18 protein-coding genes are annotated in these 21,669 nt (G+C 43.5%); 4 read left to right on the forward strand and 14 right to left on the reverse strand.

Annotated features, from left to right (window positions below; genetic code table 11):
* Positions 1-68 precede the first annotated feature (68 nt).
* The 13 genes from SJY39_RS28475 to SJY39_RS28535 all read right to left on the reverse strand — a co-directional run bounded on the left by SJY39_RS28475 (position 69) and on the right by SJY39_RS28535 (position 13,490).
* Positions 69-545: a type II secretion system protein gene (locus tag SJY39_RS28475; RefSeq protein ID WP_102277580.1), complete on the reverse strand. Its 477-nt coding sequence runs from the start codon at positions 543-545 to the stop codon at positions 69-71.
* 35 nt (positions 546-580) lie between these two features.
* Positions 581-1,156, reverse strand: a complete 576-nt coding sequence (locus tag SJY39_RS28480) for a prepilin-type N-terminal cleavage/methylation domain-containing protein (protein ID WP_010434354.1) — start codon at positions 1,154-1,156, stop codon at positions 581-583.
* A gap of 79 nt (positions 1,157-1,235) precedes the next feature.
* A complete protein-coding gene (locus SJY39_RS28485) occupies positions 1,236-1,691 on the reverse strand; it encodes a hypothetical protein (RefSeq protein ID WP_016790950.1) in 456 nt (151 codons plus the stop codon).
* 3 nt (positions 1,692-1,694) lie between these two features.
* Positions 1,695-2,918, reverse strand: a complete 1,224-nt coding sequence (locus tag SJY39_RS28490; protein WP_010434347.1) for a type II secretion system F family protein — start codon at positions 2,916-2,918, stop codon at positions 1,695-1,697.
* Positions 2,919-2,930: 12 nt separating this feature from the next.
* Positions 2,931-4,655 carry a GspE/PulE family protein gene (locus SJY39_RS28495; RefSeq protein ID WP_010434345.1) on the reverse strand — a complete coding sequence of 575 codons (1,725 nt, stop codon included), beginning with the start codon at positions 4,653-4,655 and terminating at the stop codon, positions 2,931-2,933.
* Positions 4,645-5,793 carry a lipopolysaccharide assembly protein LapB gene (locus SJY39_RS28500; RefSeq protein ID WP_010434341.1) on the reverse strand — a complete coding sequence of 383 codons (1,149 nt, stop codon included), beginning with the start codon at positions 5,791-5,793 and terminating at the stop codon, positions 4,645-4,647. The genes SJY39_RS28495 and SJY39_RS28500 overlap by 11 nt, the downstream gene beginning before the upstream one ends.
* Positions 5,794-5,795: 2 nt before the next feature.
* Complete coding sequence (locus SJY39_RS28505; protein ID WP_010434338.1) at positions 5,796-6,635, reverse strand: ExeA family protein; 840 nt, start codon at positions 6,633-6,635, stop codon at positions 5,796-5,798.
* Between the two features lie 53 nt (positions 6,636-6,688).
* A complete protein-coding gene (mshL, locus tag SJY39_RS28510) occupies positions 6,689-8,326 on the reverse strand; it encodes a pilus (MSHA type) biogenesis protein MshL (protein WP_016789728.1) in 1,638 nt (545 codons plus the stop codon).
* 15 nt (positions 8,327-8,341) lie between these two features.
* Entirely contained in the window at positions 8,342-8,674 is a 333-nt protein-coding gene (locus SJY39_RS28515; RefSeq protein ID WP_372275587.1) for an MSHA biogenesis protein MshK, read from the reverse strand.
* On the reverse strand, positions 8,667-9,314 hold the full coding sequence (gene pilO, locus SJY39_RS28520) for a type 4a pilus biogenesis protein PilO (RefSeq protein WP_010434330.1): 648 nt from the start codon (positions 9,312-9,314) through the stop codon (positions 8,667-8,669). The genes SJY39_RS28515 and pilO overlap by 8 nt, the downstream gene beginning before the upstream one ends.
* Complete coding sequence (locus SJY39_RS28525) at positions 9,314-10,756, reverse strand: MSHA biogenesis protein MshI (RefSeq protein WP_010434328.1); 1,443 nt, start codon at positions 10,754-10,756, stop codon at positions 9,314-9,316. The genes pilO and SJY39_RS28525 overlap by 1 nt, the downstream gene beginning before the upstream one ends.
* Before the next feature lie 2 nt (positions 10,757-10,758).
* The gene (gene csrD / locus SJY39_RS28530) at positions 10,759-12,774 is read right to left on the reverse strand and encodes an RNase E specificity factor CsrD (protein ID WP_372275585.1); all 2,016 of its coding nucleotides are present in this window, start codon (positions 12,772-12,774) and stop codon (positions 10,759-10,761) included.
* Positions 12,775-12,935: 161 nt separating this feature from the next.
* Entirely contained in the window at positions 12,936-13,490 is a 555-nt protein-coding gene (locus SJY39_RS28535) for a single-stranded DNA-binding protein (protein WP_010434324.1), read from the reverse strand.
* Between the two features lie 278 nt (positions 13,491-13,768).
* On the opposite strand from SJY39_RS28535, the gene SJY39_RS28540 reads away from it, so the two are divergent.
* The 4 genes from SJY39_RS28540 to SJY39_RS28555 all read left to right on the forward strand — a co-directional run bounded on the left by SJY39_RS28540 (position 13,769) and on the right by SJY39_RS28555 (position 20,322).
* The gene (locus SJY39_RS28540) at positions 13,769-14,416 is read left to right on the forward strand and encodes a LuxR C-terminal-related transcriptional regulator (protein WP_016767798.1); all 648 of its coding nucleotides are present in this window, start codon (positions 13,769-13,771) and stop codon (positions 14,414-14,416) included.
* Between the two features lie 157 nt (positions 14,417-14,573).
* Positions 14,574-15,446 (forward strand): UTP--glucose-1-phosphate uridylyltransferase GalU, encoded by an 873-nt coding sequence (galU, locus tag SJY39_RS28545; RefSeq protein ID WP_004735975.1) that lies wholly within the window; start codon positions 14,574-14,576, stop codon positions 15,444-15,446.
* A 184-nt stretch (positions 15,447-15,630) separates the two neighbouring features.
* Positions 15,631-18,462, forward strand: a complete 2,832-nt coding sequence (gene uvrA / locus SJY39_RS28550; protein WP_372275583.1) for an excinuclease ABC subunit UvrA — start codon at positions 15,631-15,633, stop codon at positions 18,460-18,462.
* 96 nt (positions 18,463-18,558) lie between these two features.
* Complete coding sequence (locus SJY39_RS28555; protein ID WP_016792985.1) at positions 18,559-20,322, forward strand: PglL family O-oligosaccharyltransferase; 1,764 nt, start codon at positions 18,559-18,561, stop codon at positions 20,320-20,322.
* A gap of 98 nt (positions 20,323-20,420) precedes the next feature.
* Here the strand turns inward: SJY39_RS28555 and SJY39_RS28560 are convergent, their stop codons facing one another.
* Positions 20,421-21,560, reverse strand: coding sequence for an alanine--glyoxylate aminotransferase family protein (locus SJY39_RS28560; RefSeq protein ID WP_010434313.1), 1,140 nt, complete (start codon positions 21,558-21,560; stop codon positions 20,421-20,423).
* Between the last annotated feature and the right edge of the window lie 109 nt (positions 21,561-21,669).

Below are 21,669 nucleotides of genomic sequence, written 5' to 3' on the forward strand. Positions count from 1 at the left end.
GTTTTAATATTTATGTGCTATAGATATGAAAAAGGCCAGCTAAGCTGGCCTTTAAGTTTAAAGTAAACTTAACATGCGTCAGCGTCAGGAGAAGTAATTGTCGGAGCTCCTGCTGAAGCTTGCGTTGTATAAGTTACTACACAAGTAGAGTCTGTAGCTGTGTCATCAGCAAAGCCATACACTACAGTTGCAGTTGCTTGGCTTACATGGCTAGGAATTAAGTTGAAATCACCACCAGCGGCTAACCCATCAACTGCAGCACCGATACCAGCAGATGATGCTTCTGGGTAACCAAAAACTAGGTTAACGCCACTAGCACTTGAAGCTGCAGTTACGGTAGATTGACTTTCTTCACCATTAATTGCCGCAGTACCGTATACGATACCCGCAGCTCCTGCCATAGCGCCTTTTAAACCTTGAAGTGACGCTGAACGAGCATCTGATTGCAGGTTTAGGAAACGTGGTGCCGCAGTTACAGCAAGAATACCTAGAATAACAATTACAACCACTAGTTCGATTAGGGTGAAACCGCCTTGTCTTTTCATAGTTAAGCTCTCTCTATGTTTAATTTTACGCAGACTTACTGCAAAGTTACGGTCACACGACCAGTTTTAATTTCGTAAACGAATTGGTGCTCGGTATTACCTTCTAACTGAATGTAAGTACACGTTGCCTCACCTGAATTCGCTTCCGCTGAATATTTATAATTTGAGTCGTCATCAACATCATCGACTGCTGCCACATTCGGTGGGTTTTGCAGTAAATTCTGCATCAATTCAGCACAGGTTTCTGAAGAAATATCTCCTGGTGCGACTGAAGAGTCACTATTCACAGTCCATGGGTAACCATCTCGAAAGTCGGTATCTTCACTCTTGCTGTTCTTTGATCTTGTTAACCAAAAATCAACACCATCATAATTTACAGTATTGTATGTTTCAACACCAATCTTCTCAGATGGTCTTGCTTCGGCTTCCCACTGTGCTCTTGCTGATAATACTGCGGTTGCAAAACCACCAGCGACACCTTCAATACTGGATTTTTTAGCCTCATCGGTCACATCTAAGAAGCGGGGTAAAGCCGCCACTGCCAATAAACCAACGACAACAATTACGATGACTAATTCGACAAGGGAGAAACCCTTTTGATTTTTAAGCATTTTCTACCTACTCATCTAATTACTAACGCGCATTATACATTTGCACACGTATAAAACCATAAAAACAGTGTCAATATTCTCACAAAGCCAAAATATTGGCTTTTACACTAAATCTTTCTTTTTCGAGCAATATATCTATTTGATACTTATCGCTATAATGATAACTACAATGAAACTGTATGTTATCACTTTTATCTTCAATACTGGGAAAAGTCAGCCCTAAAATGCTCTGTGGGGGATACAATTGCTCTAACCAATAGCGACAATCCCGTTCCGAACCTTTAATCGGCTTTATCCATCCCGTTCTGCTGTAGCGCATTAACTGTTCTGAGTCATTAGTTTGTTCCGGGCCCGTTAACAAATACTCTTGTTTAAACAAATTAGCCTGCTCAAGAATCCGCTTACTCGCGACGATCAATGCCGTGTTACTCGCTTCTTCTTCTACCGTATCCAATGCAGATAGCAGCCCTACAATTAGAAAAAGGATAACCACACTCCAAATAACAAAACGTGAGCGTTGTAGGTTATTTAGCATTCATTAGCCTTTGATTGCATCCAGCATTCCCCACATCGGCAGGAAAATACCTAAAGCCAATACTAAGACCATACCAGCGACAACGACCAACAAAATAGGCTCTATTCTAGCGGTTAAGGTTTTCAAATCGTAATCAACTTCTCGATCATAATAATCTGACACCTCGAGCAATAGCTCATCAATACGACCCGTTTCTTCACCGACTGAAATCATTTGTATCACGAGCGGTGTGAAGATTTCGCTGTTAATCGCGGTTGAAGAAACCGTACTACCCGCTTCAATTGCCGATTTCATAGCTTGAACCCGTAACTCTAAAAAGCGGTTATCCAGAGCTTCAGCCGATAGCGCTAACGATTGATTCAATGGCACACCCGCTTTGAGCATCAATGCGAAAGTACGTGAGAAACGAGACAGTAAAGCTCGGTTAACAACGCCACCAATGACAGGTATTTTTAGGCGCCACCGATCCCACGTTTCTAAGCCGTTATCTGTTTTAACCCAAGCTTTAAACGCAAAAATAAGGCCAAAGATCACGCCTAGCATCAAGCCCCAATAATTCACGAAAAACTCTGACATACCAATCAAGATACGAGTGGGGAGTGGAAGATCGACACCAAACCGTGCGAACATGCTAGAAAACTGTGGGATAACCTTAATGTTAAGAATGAACATCGCAATCAAAATGAAGCAGATCACGAATGTTGGGTAACGCATCGCTGTCTTGATTCGCTTGCGAGTCTCCACTTCTTGTTCATAGTATCCAGCTAACTGCAGCAGCGCTTGGTCTAAACGACCCGTATTTTCACCAACACTGATCATCGATACAAACAGCGAGCTAAATACCTTAGGATGCATTTGCATCGATGCCGCTAACCCACGACCATTGGTTAGCTCAGCAACCACTTCTTCTAAAGCTGCTTTCAACTGTTTGTTTTCACAATTTTGAGTCAGACCTTTCATCGACCTCAGAAGCGGCACGCCCGCTTTGGTTAGACTGTATAATTGTCGACAGAACAGAACCAAGACCTCAAGAGGAACATTGGGTGAAAACAGGCTAGATATATCCATATCTAATACTGAATCACCACTTCTCCCCAACTTAATTGAGGTTGGAATGATCCCCTTGCTCATCAAGCTTTCAGCGGCAAGATCTTCGTTATTCGCATCTAATTGACCGGTAACCTGGCTACCATCCGAACTGCGACCTACATAACGATACGTTGGCATATCACTCTACCCCTACAGATAAATTGGGTCAGTGGCACCGGAAGCATCCCCTTCACCAAGGTACATTATCTCATCGAGACTCACGACACCTTGCAGAGCCAGTTCCATCGCAGAAGCCAATAACGGTTTGTAGTTTTCAGACTGCCTAGCTGTTTGAGCAAAACCGACCGCATCATTCGCTCTAAGCGCATCCATCATGTTTTGTTCTAGCTCTAACATTTCAAACACCCCAATACGCCCACGATAGCCGGTTAAGTTACAGTTCTGGCAACCACGACCTTTCACAAATGGCACACCCACTTGGTTGGGAAAACGGACGCTCAACCATTGCTTGCGAGGTTCATCCAATTCATCTTCAACTATACAGTCAGTACATACTTTACGAACTAATCGCTGCGCCACTACCGCTCGCACAGCGCTCGCTACCAAGTAACCTGGAGCGCCCATATCCATCATACGCAGTGCGCTGTCTACCGCATCATTGGTGTGCAGCGTACTTAATACTAAGTGACCCGTCAGTGCGGCTCTCAATCCAATCTCAACGGTTTCGTGGTCACGCATCTCACCAATAAGAATGATATCGGGATCCTGACGCAGGAAAGTTCTCAAGATAGTAGAGAAGTCGAGATTAATCTTAGGGTTAACCTGAACTTGGTTCACACGCGGAAGTCGGTATTCCACCGGGTCTTCCGCAGTAATGATCTTTTTACCCGGTTCGTTTAATTCGCTTAACGCACCGTACAAGGTAGTGGTTTTACCTGAACCTGTCGGCCCAGTAACCAAGATCATCCCATGTGGACGGCGTAATTGTTGACGAAGACGAACCAGCAGATCGCTCGGTATACCCGACGCTTCTAATTTACGTAAACCGGCTGATTGGTTAAGCAGACGCATCACCACAGACTCACCGTGCTGCACTGGCATAGTCGACATACGAATATCGACAGATTGGCCTTTCGCGCGAATATTAAAACGGCCGTCTTGAGGAAGACGTTTCTCTGAGATATCAAGGTTTGCCATCAGCTTCAAACGCAGAACCAGGGCAGACGCAATATTGACTTCATTCAACAATGTTTCATGCAGCACACCATCAATACGCTGACGAAGACGCAATACGTTTGAATCGGGCTCAATATGGATATCAGAAGCACCAACTTGGATTGCATCTTCAAATAACGAATTGATAAGCTTAACGACCGTAACTTCGTCACTGTCTTCACCTGCTATATCAAAATCAAAGGCATCATTAACTTGGTGTTCGGCATGCAGTTGCTCAGCGAAAGAGGCAATTTCTTTGGTTCGACGATAATAGCGGTCAAAGCCATCAACGAGTTGTCTTTCTTTAGCGACCACAAATTCTAGAGCATAATCGCCGAGTTGACCGAGCAACGATTCTTGTGCAAACAGATCGGCAGGGTCACTCATTGCAACACGCAAAGTGTCACCTTGGCGTCCAATCACCAATGCGCGAAGGCGACGAGCATGTACTTCGGGTAAAAGCTGTACCGCTTCTACATCGACGTTGGCTCGGCTTAAATCAATAAGAGGAATCGCTAGCTGTTGTGATAGGAAGCTCAACATCTGTTGCTCTGATAAGAAGCCAAGCTCAATCAGTGCATCACCTAGCTTACGTCCGGTACTTTTCTGAGCCGCTAGAGCTTGTTCTACTTGAGACTCGGTAATAATGCCTTCTTCAACAAGCAAATCACCCAATCGCTTTCTTAGTCTAATTTGCATCGTCGTGCTCCTCTAAGGCATCGAGTATTTTTAATCGATCTCGCACAAAACTTTGCGATTGAGATGAGATTCCTACTCGAGTTAAAGCGCCTTGGTATGACTCTTTTGCAGCCGTAAAATCAAGCTGACGTTCCTGTTGAATGGCCAGACCGAGCCACCAGCGAGCATTATCAGAATCAACATCGACCAACTTTTTGTAACTCTCTAATGCAATCTCTTCTTGCTGCGATTTTTGGCTCAACGCCGCACGCATGGCTAGATAATCTTTGGTTGGGTTTGGCGGTAAATGGACTAATGGACTCAATGCCGCTTCCGCTTGGTTCGCTTTGACAAGCAATGTTGATAAGCCTAAACGCAGCTTTTCACTATTGATATTAAGTTTGATACCCGACTGAAAAAGTTCGTAAGCCTTACGAGTATCACCTTTCCCAAAATAGAGAATCGCGAGTTTCTGGCGAACGTCCTCATTTCTAGGGGCATATCGAAGAGCTTCGGTATAACCTTTCAAGGCACCAGTAAGATCGTTCGCATCAAGCGCTTTCTGAGCACGACCTTGTGCATTGGCTGATAGTTGATCAGACGTTAGCTCCACCTGCTCAATCAACATTCCATTATTTTCTGAACCTTCAGAAATGGCGACTTCGCCAGAGATAGAAACAGGCTCTTTTTTTGTCACACTAGCCACGTATATGGGCTCGGGAATTTTAATTTTATTCCCTTTAGGTGCACTGGTCGTGTTAAGTACCGCTTTACGAGGAGTTACAATCGTTGAATCAGACGAGACTGACTTAGCTTTTACATTGTTTGACGTAGCGACATGCTCTACAGAACGCTCAGGTACGTCTAACGTGACTAATTTCTTGGTTGGCGACGAGATAGGCTGCGCAATTACATTCTGTATTTCGCCCGAACTATCAATGACAGAAACCTCAATCTGCGCGTCTCTTGTAGAGATTGAATTGCCGACAGCAGGACCTTGCGATATCGCCCAACCGCCCATGGCTAAGCTGAGTGTAAAGCCCGCAGCAACCCATACTAATGGAGAGCGTGTTTTGACTTTTGGTACTACTGCAGCTTCAATCGAAGTCGCTGATTTTTTCTTTGCCAATTCAGACAACGCGCTATTAATGACGCTCATAATTAATTCCAACCCCACAGTATTGGCGTTTTAAATTTAGGCTTACATACATCGTAAGTTTCATGCATGGCTGAAAACAGGTGCTGGTTGTCGATACTTTTTTTATCTTCACTGAAAGAGAGCAAAAGTGCCTTATGACATAGTTGATTTATCAACCTTGGAATACCTAACGATGAGCGACAAATCGCCTTTTTTTGATTCAAGCTGAACAACTCTGAGTTGCCACCAGATTTAGCAATCCGGTTATCAATATACGCTACCGTTTCATCGAGATTGAGCGGCCTCAGTGTTGAACTGAATGTGATTCTCTGTCGAAACTGCCGGAGGTGGTAAGCCTCTAACCTGACATCCAGTTCAGGCTGTCCGAGTAACACTATCTGAAGTAATTTTTTATCTTCAGTTTCAAGATTACCAAACAACCTTAATGTTTCGAGCGCTTCATCCGATAGCGCTTGAGCCTCATCAAGAATGGCGACGACTCTTAAGCCTGAGTTGTGTAATTCAATTAACTTGTGCTGGATGTTATCAACTAAGGTTGCTGGATTATCGATAGTCAAACCTAGCTCTTTGGCGACGGCTTGACGCAGGTCTGCACCAGACAAAACAGGGTTTGGCAGGTAGATTAACGCCGTACAATCCTTTAAATGATTAACCAGCATCCGACAAACCATGGTTTTTCCCGTACCGACTTCGCCAGTGACTTTGATTACGCCCTCTCCCATATCTAACGCCGAGATGACCGTTTGAATCGCCTCAAAATGAGGCGCCAAACCATAAAAGAAATCGGTATTCGGCGTTAACGTAAATGGCAGTTGTTCAAAACCAAAGTGAGCTTGATACATATGACGACCTAGCTTAGTAAAAAACAGCCAATCTACATTGAGAAAGTAAGTATTTACTCTTCATCAGGGAACCACTCTTGAAGAAGATCACGAGAACGCTCCAACTCAGTTTGCCAAGTATTCACACCCACGATCGTGGGTTTTAGCAAGATCACGAGCTCAGTTTTTTGCGTTAACTGATTGGTATTGCGGAACAAATGCCCTAAGGCTGGAATATCACCCAGGAATGGAACTTTAGACGTCACATCACTGGTATTTGATTTCATTAACCCGCCAATCACAACCACATCGCCATCTTTTGCGCGAATCACTGAGTCAGACTCTCGAATAGAGCTTTTCGCTAAAGGAAGTTGCACCAAACCTGTCGTTGAACCTAAATTGAGCTCTTTCACTTCTTCCTCGACCTCAATAACGGCAGGGTGAACATGTAAAAATACGCCCCCTTTGTCATCTATCTGAGGAGTTACATCCAAAGAGATACCAGAGAAAAAGGGAGTGAGCTCAACTTCAGGAGCCACATTCGCGTTATCACCACTACCGACTGAGCTTGATAAATCTGTTACGTAATACTCATCGGTTCCCACTTTGATAACTGCTTTTTGGTTGTTCGCAGCCGTTACTCGCGGGCTCGATAGAACGTTAAGGTCACCTTGAGTATCCATAAAGCTCAAAACCGCTTCGAAGCTACCATCAGAGATCGTGACATTAGTTTGCCCACCGAGTAGAGAACTGATCGCATCTAACGGCGGTAGAGTACTTGTAGGGCGGTCAATAACAACACCACCGCTACCAATAGATTTAGATAGATTCGACCAGCTAATACCTTGTTGGTAACCATCACTCAAGGTCACTTCCATGATTTTGGCTTCCAAGATAACTTGGCGCTGCAAACGCTTCTGAGAAATGCCTAAGAACTCACGAACTTCACGAATTTCGTCAGGGTAAGCTCGAACCGTAATCACACTCGCTTGCGGGGTTACCACAACGCTTTGCCCGTCACCTGAACCAATAAGGTGAGCAACTGCTGCTTCAAGTTGTGGCCAAAAATCGCTTTCAGAGGTCGTTTCAATCTCTGTACCACCGTTCGATGTCGAGTTCGAAGAATTAGAAGAATTGGAGGAGTTGGATGAATTAGAGTCTGAACTTGATGAGCTTGACGAGCTGTTATCTGAATTCGAGATCGTTCCAGTGGTGATAGTCGTCAATGATCGACCTGCACGCTTAACTTGCAAGTAATCGACAGGAATCGTTACGGTGCGAAGACCAGCAGGATAAACTTGAATCACTTTGCCACGCTTTTCGATATCGTAGCCATACATATCCTGAGCAACAGCCAGTACTTCGTCTAGTGTCACGTCCGTTAGATTAAGCGTAAGGTTTCCTGACACGCCAGGGTGAATGGCCGCACTATACTCAGTACCTTTCACTAAGCTGGCAAAGAAGGTTCTCGCTTCAACGCCTTTTGCTTGAATACGAAAGCGCTTAACGGTTTCCGTCCCCGGAGACATGGAGTCAGAATTAAGCTGAGGCATAAGGTCATCTTGAACCGACGAAGGCAGTTCATGAAGTGCTCGACTATTGGCTTCATTAATGGATTCGTTCAAAGACTCTTTAATCTCAACAGGATCTCTGTGTCCCATCGAACAGCCGACTAAAGATGACACTAGAATTGCTACTACAAGTTTACGCATGTCTTCACTCAAACCTTAATTATTCTTAACATCTAAAGAGAACATCTCTAATTTCCACTGCTTAGAGCTTCTCTGCAGAGTGACGTATTCTGGATCTATGTTTTTCACTAGGTACCCTCTGATCGTTTCTCCTTGACCTAAAATCTGACCATTCATAATCGCATAGCAAGGCGTATCACCTTTACAAACGATGCTTTCTAGGGACGGTAGGCGATAGCGAGTTGGCGCCTTTTTAGCAGGCGCGGCTTTTTGTTCAGGAGTAAGCCAACCTAATGGTGCCGTTGGATCTTGCTCTGCCCAAACCACTGAGCTACTTAAAAGTAGGGACAACAATAGAGTTCTAACCACCGATAAACTCCTGTCTAGTACCAAGTGTGTAAACCTCAAATACGAGTCGAGCTTTAGGGTACTCTTCAACTGAGTATTTAAATGTTCGCCAGTAATAGCTAACAGGAAGAGATTCAAGGGCTTGAAGGTAAGCAGAAATATCAAAATAGCTGCCCGTCAATTCCATTCTCACAGGATGAAGAAAGTAACCTGAATATTCACTAGTCTCTTTATTGTTCGAAATCGCTTCTGGTTTTAATGACTCTAGCGACTCAAGCTTTAGCCCACTACCAGCGTTAAGAACGCTCTCCAGTAACTGCGACATTTGAGAAGGCGTGATCAACCCATCGACAATCTGCGAAAGCTGAAGTGAAAGGTCTTGGCTTTCAACAAGTAGCTTTTTGTACTCGATGTTGATTTCTTTATCTGGGTTTTTATTGAGCTTAGCTTGCAGAACGAGTAGCTCACCCTGCTGTCTTTGATTTGATTGAGTCAGGCTCATCGTCTTAGCATTTTTGGCTTGTAAGTCGAGATACGCAGGTTCAACCAACAAGGTGAACAACAGCATGGATAGCCCAACAAAACCACACACGAAAAGTAGCCATTTTTCTCTTTGGCTTAATGCAAGAAACTTATCGTTAAGCTGGTTCCACTGTTGCATTATTTACTCTCCCTGCGAGTACTTAATTCAAACGTCACCACATCTTGCTCATTGCGACCTATTTTAAGTTTTTCAAAGGCACGCCCGACTAAATTAAGCTCTGTTTTAAATTGACCAATCCAATTCGGAACAACATTGGCGTTACGAGCTAAGCCACTGAGGTCTAAAGTATCGTGCGTCATATAAATATGCGAAAGCGATATGTCATTTCGGCCTAATTTAGCTAAGGAGTTCATGACGCCAGAATACCCGACTTGTTGTGATTCGTCGTATTGCCCGACCGCCTTCAATGCCTCTTTTTTGGCCTGAGTCTCACGTTTGAGACGCGCAACAGCGGCCACTTTCTCTGGAGACGGTTTGTGTTGAGTTAACTTACTATTCAATTGGTTAACTTGCTTGTTAAGTCGGTTCGAGTCATGTTGCAGAGCTGTTAGTTCTTTATCTAGATTAGAAACTTGATACTGCATTACAAAGTAACCACCCAGCAGCAAAACACAAACTAGCCCCCAAATCGCAACAACATTTGTCAGCGTAAAATATTCTTTTTTAGGCTTGAGGTGTTCAGGGTAAAGATTAACATTAAAAGTATCTTTTTCAGCTGCGAGTTTAACCAACAAACTCTCTGAATTATCACGTTCACCTTCCACCAACAACGAAACTGTCGAGCTCAGTGTGTTATTTAACGCACTTTGTAATTCAGTCTCGTCTTCCTCATCACAGCAGATTTTTAACTGATGAAGTTGAGTACCTTTGATTTGAGAAGAAAGATAATCAATTGAGCGTTGCAACTCTAAAGCAAGGCCATCTAACTGAAGAACACTTGATGCAACACCGGTTAAAGGAGGGACAACGCTACGGATCGTTCTTTGGAAACAAACCGTATTTTCAACAAACGCACCAAGCTTAAAATGTGAATTGGAGCTACGTTGTAAAAGGATAAAATTAGAAAGCTCACCTGCGCTATAACCCCAGATTTCATCTTCAGGGGCAACGCCTTTAAGTTCCACTTGCGCTGATTGAGTAATGTTTACAAGCTTATTTAACAGCTTTTTAGGCAAAACATACACTTGTAGCTTATTCGAAGTAGGTAAGGCTACCGCACTCGCCGTAATCTCAGTCACCCTTTCAGATACAAGATCTTTCAGTAAAAATGGCAGTGCAACCGACCACTCGTTCTCTGGAATGTCCGGTTTATCAATTTGGTAGGTTTGGTAGTAGTTAGCACAAACTATCAACTGCAGGCTATTACTGGTAAATGCCTCACTGCTAAGCGATTTCTTTAGTGCACTCTCCCAATCCCCGTTAACCACAGGGGTGTTGGTTACTTGAGATTCTTGATCTGCCGATGAAATATAAATGGCATTGTTGCCTAACATAACAACCTGAGAGCTGCCTTTGTTATTCGTTGGCTTTATCTTGTCTAAAATCGCTTTAAAATTCATGCTTAACTACTACTCTTACGCCATCGATTTCTTCGACCAACTTTTACCACGGATTCAGCTTTCACTGTCTTTTCACCTTGATTAGGCAAAGGGATAATTTGTTGCTCTTCGTCAAAATATCTCCCTTGATAGCCGTTAATACCTAACTCTATCAAGGTATTCTTTTCTTGTTTTGTCTCGACCCCTACGGCAATAACTTGAGTTGGGGAGTCGCCACATGCCCCTATTAAACTACGGACAAACAGCTGATTCTCATGCCTTTGATCGATTTTCTTTATCAGGCTTCGATGAAGCTTAATAAAATTGACCTTTAAATCTTTGATGTAGTGAGTGCTAACAATGGTTCGCCCAGCTTGGCCAACGATAATTTTACACCCTAGCCCTTTCAACATCTTTGCGACTGGTCTCATATAATCAAGATGAGCAATCAAGTGCCCTTCAGGGAACTCAAAGGCCAATTGAGAACGGTGCTGAGCCGAGAGCTGCAACAACTCACTTCTAAACCACTTAAAATGCTGTTTACTGGCAAACGGGGTGACATTCAAATTCACCGAATAGTTGGTAGGTTTTGTTGATTCTTTCAGTGATGTTAACAGTACTTTCAGAACCGATTGATCCATTTGAGCTTGATAGCCCACTTGCTCTACCGCGGGCATAAACCGAGACGATTTCAGTAAACCTTTGTCTGGATCTTGAATCCGAACAAATATTTCTCTATGTAATTCATCAGCTTGACCTGATTCCGGTATAAGATAACATCGCTGAGCAAAGATTACTAAATTTTCAGGGAGTAGAGCTTTATCAAGTAGTGTTCTCCACCGAACGCTGCCTCTATCAAGCTCATTTTTGTTCTGTTTAGGGTAGCGGCTCCAGTTATTGATACGTTCCAACTGAGCACTCTTTAATGCGGTTTCCGTTTCATCCATGATCTTGCTATGGCGCTCACCTTCGGTATACATGGTCACACCGATATGACACCAATTGTCAGGTTCCAAAGGCTCAGGTGGCGTTAACTTATCTAACTGCCTTAAACATTGAGCCGCCAAGGTCGCAATATCCTTTGCTCCCTGATGAGGAATAAACACCGCAAAGTCAGCTTCGTAATAACGAGAAAAAATGACATCAGGATAACGCTGAACAATATTCGATAATACTTCACCGACTTCAATAATAAAGCTGTCAGTGGTTTGCTTGTCATTAGCGTCACAAACTTGCTCCCACTCGTCGATACGTATTAGTAATACGCCACCTCGAGCACCGCTTTCATGTAAGGCTGATTCAAGTTTGTTATCAAAGAGTACTCGATTGGCTGTGCCTGTGAGTTTATCTAGAAAAGTATGAGTACGGATAAAGGTATCAAAGCGGCTTCTTTCTTGACGAGCATCTTTCAGCTCTTCTATCAATACATCTAAGGCTTCGCTTGCAGTATACGGCCATTCTCGCTCATCGCCTTTTGCATGAGCTTCAACTTGCCCCGCAAGGATCATTCGGCCTCGCTCTTCGAGCATTTCGGATCCCATCAATTGCTCTTTTAGCCATCGGACACCACGAATCAGACAGAAAATAATCAAAGCAACGGCTAAAGTAATCGACCACATAGCCTCCATTGAATAGCTATAACCAATGTAAGGCGGAAGTGCTTTAAATTCGATTCGATAGCCTTCATTTCGCTCTAAAACAAAACTTCTTTCATAGAGACGACTAGGATCGATTTGCGGGGAGGTATCTTTAAAGCGATAAACGATGCCAGTCCTGTTCGAGAGTTTCATCTCAACAATATTGCTCGCTTGTAACATCTTAGGCATCCAACGCCGCATCGAATACGCGGCGTCCGGGTCTTCCATCTCTTTATCTACAACATCGACAATACCAACCAAATAATGGTCTAAATATTCTTGCCCAATACGCTTAAAAGAAAGTGTGCCACCGATAAAAAGAATGAACATCGCACTGATAACTATCACGGTGACAAATGCCACTAAGCGAGTGCTCAATTTTAGTGTGGGGGTATATCTCATGAATAACGAAATCCTTTTCAACTCACATTATACCGTATTGCTACTTATACTATAAATTGACGTTGTAAATAAAGCGTTAAGAATTGTAGGTAACAAAAAGCCGCGATAAACGCGGCTTTTTCCAATTTAATACTGTCTTTATAATATATTAAAAACAGGGTCTAAAATGGGATGTCATCATCAAAATCCATCGGTGGCTCATTATATTGAGGTTGAGCCTGCTGAGGAGCTTGTTGAGGTGCTTTCGGCTGCTGTTGAGCAGGAGCACTGTATTGTTGTTGCTGCTGTTGTGGTTGCTGTGGTTGACCCCAACCACCTTGCTGTTGGTTACCCATACCACCTTGAGCAGGAGCACCGCCTTGAGCACGGCCACCAAGCATTTGCATTACACCGTTGAAGCCTTGAACAACCACTTCAGTTGTGTAGCGATCTTGACCGCTTTGATCTTGCCATTTACGAGTCTGAAGTTGACCTTCAATGTAAACTTGAGAACCTTTACGTAGGTACTCACCAGCAACTTCCGCCAGCTTGCCAAACAGAGCAACACGGTGCCATTCTGTTTTTTCACGCTGTTCGCCAGTTGCTTTGTCACGCCATGACTCTGACGTTGCAATGGTAATGTTCGCTACTGCGCCGCCATTCGGCATGTAACGAATTTCAGGGTCATTACCTAGGTTACCCACTAATATAACTTTGTTAACTCCACGGCTAGCCATGATTTGCTCCGTCTAAATTCATAGTCTCAGAAAATTTTAGCGCACAAGAATAGCATGCTTTTCTACAGTGATAAATCGCATTCCTATTCTCGCTCTTATACAAAGAATAAAAACGTAACAAATCATGATATTCAGAGCGATGTTGCTTTTTTCTCCACTGACAAACCACTCATTTACTTTGATCATTGATATTCAACGCAAGACACAACCAAGGCGCTAGAGAAGCAATGGCGTGCATGACAACGTGAAATCTAATTCTACCCTTACAAGGATTATCAATGAGAAAATCTCGATATGCTCGCACTTTACACTTTCTGTGCATAGATCCAAGCGAGACTCACCTACACGTAAAAGAGATAGAAAAGCACCTAATTATCCCACTCTACAAGATGACAGCGGGCGACTTGATGCTTTTCGATAGAAAGCAAAGTAATCGTATCTTACTCATCGACTACAAAGAGGTGCCACAGTTAATCGTTGTTTTCCCTAACTTACCCGTCATGTGGAAAAACAATGAGATCATCTTGTTCAATGTACCTCAACAGCTCCCTACCTCGGAGTTGCTCACTTTCGGCGTATTAAAAGGGCTATTTTATGACTCCGAACAAAAAGTGAAAATAGCAAAGGGGATTCAACAGGTCATTAATGGTGATAATTGGTTACCACGAAAAGTAACCAATCAACTGCTTTTTTATTACCGTAATATGGTGAACACCAACACGACACCCACCAATGTAGATTTGACGATCAGAGAAATCCAAGTGATCCGTTGCCTTCAATCAGGGTCATCCAACACTCAAATAGCCGATGATTTATTTATTAGCGAGTTCACCGTAAAGTCACACCTTTATCAGATTTTCCGTAAGTTAGCGGTTAAGAATAGAGTCCAAGCTATCGCATGGGCTAATCAGAACTTACTTGCATAATTGATCCGCCTCTTAAACTGAGGATAATTTTGAGGAAAACTCTAGTAAACCATACGTATTGTTGCTGAATTTTCGACATAACTTATGCTAGAGTTGCCCTCAGAAATATCAGCCACTCAGGTTGAATCAATAATTATTATAGATAAAGGGTCTTATCATGATCAAAAAGTGCCTTTTCCCGGCAGCTGGCTACGGTACACGCTTCTTACCTGCAACTAAGTCAATGCCTAAAGAGATGATGCCTGTTGTAAACAAGCCTCTAATTGAATACGGCGTTGAAGAAGCTATCGAAGCTGGTATGGACGGTATGTGTATTGTTACCGGTCGTGGTAAGCATTCTCTGATGGATCACTTCGATAAAAACTACGAACTCGAACATCAGATCAGCGGCACGAATAAAGAAGACTTGTTGATCAATATCCGTGAAACAATTGAAGCGGCAAACTTCACTTACATTCGCCAACGTGAAATGAAAGGTCTAGGTCATGCTATCTTGACTGGTCGCGAGCTTGTGGGTGATGAACCGTTTGCAGTCGTGCTTGCTGATGACCTTTGTGTGAACGAACAACAAGGTGTGTTGGCTCAAATGGTTGCACTGTACAAACAGTTCCGTTGTTCAATCGTTGCTGTTCAAGAAGTGCCAGAAAACGAAACGCACAAATACGGTGTTATCTCTGGTGAAATGATTAAAGATGATCTTTTCCGTGTTGACGACATGGTTGAGAAGCCAGAACCAGGTACTGCACCAAGTAATCTAGCGATCATTGGCCGTTACATTCTGACTCCAGACATCTTTGAACTTATCGAGCAGACTGAACCAGGTAAAGGTGGCGAAATCCAGATTACCGATGCATTGTTAAAACAAGCCAAAGCAGGCTGTGTATTAGCATACAAATTTAAAGGCCAACGCTTTGACTGCGGTAGTGTAGAAGGCTATATCGAAGCAACAAATTACTGCTTTGAAAATCTATACAAAAAAGACCAGCAACAAATCGAACTAGGTAAGCACTCAACAACAAAAGAAGCTTAATCGCTAGTTTTGGCATACTAACTAATGATACGTAGCGATGAGTTAGTCGCGTAATAAATGATTTAAAGGGTGACTCGAAAGCGTCACCCTTTTTTTTGTTTACTGTTTTTTTATCCAGTAAAACTTTGCACAAATCTCACTCTATGTAATACTTTAGCCACTTAAAATTACATGGTCTATTGAGATGGATAAAATAGAAATCAGAGGCGCTCGCACGCATAACCTCAAAGACGTCAACCTAACCATTCCCCGAGATAAGCTCATTGTTATCACAGGATTATCTGGTTCAGGAAAGTCGTCACTTGCGTTTGATACCCTTTATGCCGAGGGGCAGCGTCGCTATGTTGAGTCTTTGTCAGCCTATGCTCGTCAATTTCTATCCCTTATGGAAAAGCCTGATGTTGACCACATTGAAGGTTTGTCTCCTGCTATCTCAATAGAACAAAAGTCAACCTCTCACAACCCCCGCTCAACCGTGGGTACAATCACCGAGGTTTATGATTACTTAAGACTGCTCTACGCACGAGTAGGTGAACCACGCTGCCCAGATCACAATACTCCTTTGGCTGCACAAACCATCAGTCAAATGGTCGATAAGGTGTTAGAACTGCCTGAAGGCTCGAAGATGATGCTAATGGCACCCATCGTCAAAGAGCGCAAAGGTGAGCACGTTAAAACACTTGAGAATTTAGCCGCTCAAGGTTTTATCCGCGCTCGAATTGATGGGGAAACCTGTGACTTATCCGATCCGCCAACCCTCGAGTTGCATAAAAAGCACACCATAGAAGTCGTCGTTGATAGGTTCAAGGTTCGTCCTGATCTTCAGCAACGACTTGCTGAATCCTTCGAAACGACATTAGAGCTTTCTGGTGGCATTGCAGTTGTCGGTTGGATGGATGAAACAGAACAAGAAGAGATTGTGTTCTCTGCAAATTTCGCTTGCCCTAAGTGTGGCTATAGCATGCAGGAGCTTGAGCCTCGCCTGTTCTCATTCAATAACCCAGCAGGTGCTTGTGGTACGTGTGATGGACTTGGGGTTCAACAATATTTCGATCCAAGTCGGGTGATTTTGGATGACAATCTGAGCATTGCTGAAGGCGCAATTAAAGGTTGGGATCAAAAGAACTATTACTATTTCCAAATGTTGACGTCACTATCAGAGCATTATGGTTTTGATCTTTATTCTCCATTTAATTCTCTGCCAAAGAAAACTCAAGAGATCATCCTGAAAGGCTCTGGCCGCACAGAAGTAGAATTCAAATACATCAATGATCGTGGTGACATTCGAGTTAAGCTTCATCCATTTGAAGGCATTCTCAACACTTTAGAACGTCGTTATCACGACACCGAGTCAAGCGCTGTGCGTGAAGACTTAGCTAAATATATTTCGACAAAATCTTGTTCTAGCTGTAACGGCACTCGTTTGAGATTAGAAGCAAGAAACGTCTTTATTGGTGACACCACACTGCCTGAAATCGTTGAGCTCAGCATTGCCGATGCACTGCAATTTTTCCAAGAATTGAAGCTAGACGGTCAACGTGGACAAATCGCAGATAAAGTGATGAAAGAGATCAATGACCGACTGCATTTCTTAGTTAATGTCGGTTTGAATTATCTCAACCTATCACGCAGTGCAGAAACGTTATCTGGCGGAGAAGCACAACGGATCCGCTTAGCAAGCCAAATAGGCGCAGGCTTGGTTGGTGTTATGTACGTACTCGATGAACCATCGATTGGTCTCCACCAGCGCGATAATGAACGCCTACTTCAAACTTTGGTTCACCTAAGAGACTTAGGCAATACCGTACTTGTCGTTGAGCATGATGAAGATGCGATTCGCTGCGCTGACCATGTTATTGATATCGGTCCAGGTGCCGGGGTTCACGGCGGTCATGTGGTTGCTGAAGGGACAATGCAAGATATTCTCGATAACCCAGAATCATTAACTGGGCAATATCTGAGCGGTGTAAAAGAAATTGCTATACCAACAGAAAGAACACCTATCGACAGAAAGAAGGTCGTTGAGATAGTCGGGGCGACAGGTAATAACCTCAAAAATATCACGGCAACCATTCCAGTCGGTTTGTTTAGCTGTATCACAGGCGTATCAGGTTCCGGTAAATCTACGCTAATCAACGATACCTTTTTTAAGATCGCTCATACCCAACTCAATGGTGCGACGACAGCCGTAGCTGCGCCGCATAAGAAGCTCAAAGGGCTAGAACATTTTGATAAGGTGATTGATATTGATCAGAGCCCTATCGGTCGTACACCAAGATCAAACCCTGCTACTTATACTGGGATCTTTACTCCGATCCGTGAGTTATTTGCGGGTACACAAGAGTCGCGATCTCGTGGCTATAAACCAGGACGATTCAGTTTTAACGTTCGTGGTGGTCGCTGTGAAGCGTGTCAGGGAGACGGTGTGATCAAAGTAGAGATGCACTTCTTGCCAGATGTGTATGTGCCGTGTGATGTGTGTAAAGGTAAGCGTTATAACCGTGAAACTTTAGAAGTTCGCTACAAAGGCAAAACCATTGACGAAGTTCTAGAGATGACCGTAGAAGATGCGCGCGAATACTTCAACCCTGTTCCTGTGATTGCTCGTAAGCTACAAACCTTAATGGATGTTGGTCTTTCTTACATCCGTCTTGGGCAAGCAGCAACAACCTTATCCGGCGGTGAAGCACAACGTATCAAACTCGCACGTGAGCTATCTAAACGAGATACAGGAAAAACCTTATACATTCTAGATGAACCAACTACTGGCCTTCATTTCCATGATATTCAACAGCTACTCACGGTTCTACACAGGCTGCGTGATCACGGAAATACGGTTGTTGTGATTGAACACAACCTAGATGTCGTCAAAACCGCAGATTGGATATTAGATTTAGGCCCTGAAGGTGGTCAAGGTGGTGGTGAGATTGTTGCAGAGGGTACACCTGAAGATGTGGCGTTAGTCGAAGGTTCACACACTGCTCGCTTCCTTAAGCCTATGTTAAATTTGAAGTAGGTGTAAAATAGCGCCCTGCGGGCAGACAGAAAAATGTTAAAGTAACAGAGCTTGTTTCAAAAGGAACAAGCTCTGTTTTTATAAGGTTAGGGATTTATGGCAACAATACATACTAGCGGTACCCAGCTAGAAAATCAGATAACTCAGCTACCACTCAATAAAGCCTTTCTTGCTTCTTTAGCTGTCGTATTCTTATTAGCTATGCATTTTTTCATGCCGAACCCTGGGGGCTCTGGCCTAGCTTTATCCTTTAACCCTATGACTTGGTTAGCACTAAGCTTTACGTTAGCGATTGGCTTTTATCAGCTAGCGACTAACCGGGTGCTCAAATATTCCAAACTAACCGTTGGTTTACTGGTTAGCTGCATCATACTTACGCTACCCATCTTTTACAGCAACGCATCACCTCAAGGGGCATCAGGGCGCTTGCTTGGATTGTGGGCAGGCTTTGCGTTATTCGTCGTCCTCCAGCAATTTAAATTCAGCAATAAACACAAGCAACGTATATTGTGGTTCATTGTACTCGCTGTCGTCATTCAAGCGTTGTTTGGTTATGTACAATATTTTGCCTTAGAGCCAGGAAACCCATTTGGCTACAACACTGCTGCGAATCGACCTTACGGGATCTTCCAACAACCCAATGTTATGGCCAGCTTCCTAGCCACTGGCTTTGTGCTTTCTGCTTATCTTCTTGCGAGACAACCCGCGAAATATAACCACAAGATTAGCGAGTCGATTTTACTTTATTTAACTCCAACCTTAACCGTACCTCTATTAATTATTATTGCATCACGAACGGGTTGGTTGGCAGCGGTAATAGGGTTGATATGCATTCTGCCTTACCTATACAAATTCTCGACTAAGAAGCGATTTTACGGATGGTGCACATCAGTAGTAGTCGGTATCGCTGTTGCGTTTACGGTTATTAACCTGAGCACAACGGATAGTCTCGCGAGCAAAAGAACCAATTTAGAAAGCCCAAGAGCCTATACCTTTCCACAAGCGTTAGACATGATGATAGAAAAGCCATTTACAGGTTATGGTTACGGGAAGTTTGAACCTGAATACACCTTATATACGGCTCGCCAGCATCAACTTAACTCGAATTATCACCCCGGCCTTCCATCCATGGATCACCCTCACAATGAGTTTCTTTTTTGGGGCGTTGAGGGCGGGATAGTACCAATCATCGGTATCTTGATTGCTGCGGTGCTGGTGATGTCACGTATAGCCAGTTCGGCTAAAGGAACTCGTCTAGTACTGCTCGCGCTATTTATACCCATACTCTTGCATTCTCAGCTCGAGTATCCATTTTACCACTCTGCGATTCACTGGATAACCTTTATCATTTTGATTTACTGGGTTGATCAACGCTCTTCTCGGCACTATCAACAGTCGTTTAGTATCGTCAGTAAAACCCTCTTTAGAGTGTCGAGCTTAGTGATTCCGATCTTGGTGAGCTTCTATATGTTGAGCGCGCTGCATACCAATTATGTGCTGACTCAATTTGAACAATCTAAGCCGAAGAACCCAGATATTCTTAAGCAAGTTACGAATCCCGTAGTATGGAAAGATCGCTATGATTGGGATGTGTACAGCACGTATCTCAACATTGGGCTCTACAAAGCTGATCCGAGTCTTATTCAGCCTTATGTTGATTGGTCTTTGGAAATAATAAAGAGTAAACCAAGACCCGCGTTTTACAGTAACCTAATCCTCGCGTATCAGGGTTTAGGCGATCACAGCAAAGCAGAACAAATTCGGAGCGAAGCAAGCTTCTTATTTCCAAATAGAGATTTTTCAAAAGTTCAGTATAAGAAAATTTCAGCCGCTGAGAACAACGTATCTTCTGCCAAGTGATATTGATGCAGCTAAAGCGGTAGACTTTGGAGGCTTAAGTTAGGCACAAAAAAAGCGCACGATCTCTCGTGCGCTTTTTTTTCGAATTTTACGGTTAATTATTCTAATACATCTTTTAGTGCTTTTAAGCACAATGCGACGTTCTCTTTACGAGCGCCATAACCCATTAAACCAATACGCCAAGCCTTCCCTGCCAAAGAACCAAGGCCTGCACCGATTTCAAGATTATACTCTTCTAACAACTGCGTTCTTATTTTGGCTTCATCAATCCCTTCAGGGAAGTAAAGCGCATTCAATTGAGGTAGGCGACTCTCTTCGTCAACCACAAATTTTAACCCCAAAGCTTCTACGCCAGCTTTCAGTTCTTGGTGCATCGCATAGTGACGTGACCAAGCGTTGTCTAGGCCTTCATTTTTCAATAAAACCAACGACTCATGCAGAGCATACAGGCTATTCACCGGCGCCGTGTGGTGGTAACTACGCTTACCTTCGCCACTCCAATAACCTAATACTAAACTTTGATCTAGGAACCAGCTTTGCACTGGCGCTTGACGGGCTTTCATTTTATCAACAGCACGCTGAGAAAAAGTAACCGGAGATAGTCCAGGTACGCAAGATAGACACTTTTGGCTACCCGAATAAACTGCATCAAGCTGCCACTCATCAACTAGTAATGGCACACCACCTAGAGACGTTACTGCATCAACAATCGTTAACGCACCAAACTGACGAGCGATAGCTGAAATAGCTTGAGCATCAGATAACGCTCCGGTTGATGTCTCTGCATGTACAAATGCGACAGCAACAGCATCAGGGTTTTCTGCCAATGCTTGTTCTACCTTTTCAACTGAAACGGGCTTACCCCACTCGTCGTCAACAAGGATGGCTTCGCCACCACAGCGAACCACATTCTCTCGCATACGCTCACCGAAGACACCGTTACGACAAACGATCACCTTTTCACCTGGCTCAATCAAGTTAACAAAACAGGTCTCCATACCCGCACTACCCGGTGCAGAAACGGCAATCGTAAATTCGTTTTCAGTCTGGAAAGCGTATTTAAGAAGCTGTTTCAGTTCATCCATCATCGCGATAAATAACGGGTCGAGGTGACCAATGGTTGGGCGGCTTAAGGCCTGTAAGACTTGAGGCGAAATGTCTGAAGGACCCGGTCCCATTAACGTTCGGTGCGGTGGATAAAAGCTATCAATAGCAGTAGTGAGTGTTAAATTAGACATGTACATCCCTTACGTTAATGTTGTGAACAATCCACCCTAAAGCAAATTGATTACCTCAGCAATTAGCCATAAGTATTGAGGTCACACCAGTGTCACATAATTGTTAAAA

The sequence above is a fragment of the Vibrio sp. R78045 genome (assembly GCF_042466085.1).
GTDB lineage: Bacteria > Pseudomonadota > Gammaproteobacteria > Enterobacterales > Vibrionaceae > Vibrio > Vibrio cyclitrophicus.

What these genes read in the sequence shown, in the direction of transcription:
- SJY39_RS28475 (WP_102277580.1), bottom strand. Translation starts at nt 545, where the DNA reads ATGAAAAGACAAGGCGGTTTCACCCTAATCGAACTAGTGGTTGTAATT.
- SJY39_RS28480 (WP_010434354.1), bottom strand. Translation starts at nt 1,156, where the DNA reads ATGCTTAAAAATCAAAAGGGTTTCTCCCTTGTCGAATTAGTCATCGTA.
- SJY39_RS28485 (WP_016790950.1), bottom strand. Translation starts at nt 1,691, where the DNA reads ATGCTAAATAACCTACAACGCTCACGTTTTGTTATTTGGAGTGTGGTT.
- SJY39_RS28490 (WP_010434347.1), bottom strand. Translation starts at nt 2,918, where the DNA reads ATGCCAACGTATCGTTATGTAGGTCGCAGTTCGGATGGTAGCCAGGTT.
- SJY39_RS28495 (WP_010434345.1), bottom strand. Translation starts at nt 4,655, where the DNA reads ATGCAAATTAGACTAAGAAAGCGATTGGGTGATTTGCTTGTTGAAGAA.
- SJY39_RS28500 (WP_010434341.1), bottom strand. Translation starts at nt 5,793, where the DNA reads ATGAGCGTCATTAATAGCGCGTTGTCTGAATTGGCAAAGAAAAAATCA.
- SJY39_RS28505 (WP_010434338.1), bottom strand. Translation starts at nt 6,635, where the DNA reads ATGTATCAAGCTCACTTTGGTTTTGAACAACTGCCATTTACGTTAACG.
- mshL (WP_016789728.1), bottom strand. Translation starts at nt 8,326, where the DNA reads ATGCGTAAACTTGTAGTAGCAATTCTAGTGTCATCTTTAGTCGGCTGT.
- pilO (WP_010434330.1), bottom strand. Translation starts at nt 9,314, where the DNA reads ATGCAACAGTGGAACCAGCTTAACGATAAGTTTCTTGCATTAAGCCAA.
- SJY39_RS28525 (WP_010434328.1), bottom strand. Translation starts at nt 10,756, where the DNA reads ATGAATTTTAAAGCGATTTTAGACAAGATAAAGCCAACGAATAACAAA.
- csrD (WP_372275585.1), bottom strand. Translation starts at nt 12,774, where the DNA reads ATGAGATATACCCCCACACTAAAATTGAGCACTCGCTTAGTGGCATTT.
- SJY39_RS28535 (WP_010434324.1), bottom strand. Translation starts at nt 13,490, where the DNA reads ATGGCTAGCCGTGGAGTTAACAAAGTTATATTAGTGGGTAACCTAGGT.
- SJY39_RS28540 (WP_016767798.1), top strand. Translation starts at nt 13,769, where the DNA reads ATGAGAAAATCTCGATATGCTCGCACTTTACACTTTCTGTGCATAGAT.
- galU (WP_004735975.1), top strand. Translation starts at nt 14,574, where the DNA reads ATGATCAAAAAGTGCCTTTTCCCGGCAGCTGGCTACGGTACACGCTTC.
- uvrA (WP_372275583.1), top strand. Translation starts at nt 15,631, where the DNA reads ATGGATAAAATAGAAATCAGAGGCGCTCGCACGCATAACCTCAAAGAC.
- SJY39_RS28555 (WP_016792985.1), top strand. Translation starts at nt 18,559, where the DNA reads ATGGCAACAATACATACTAGCGGTACCCAGCTAGAAAATCAGATAACT.
- SJY39_RS28560 (WP_010434313.1), bottom strand. Translation starts at nt 21,560, where the DNA reads ATGTCTAATTTAACACTCACTACTGCTATTGATAGCTTTTATCCACCG.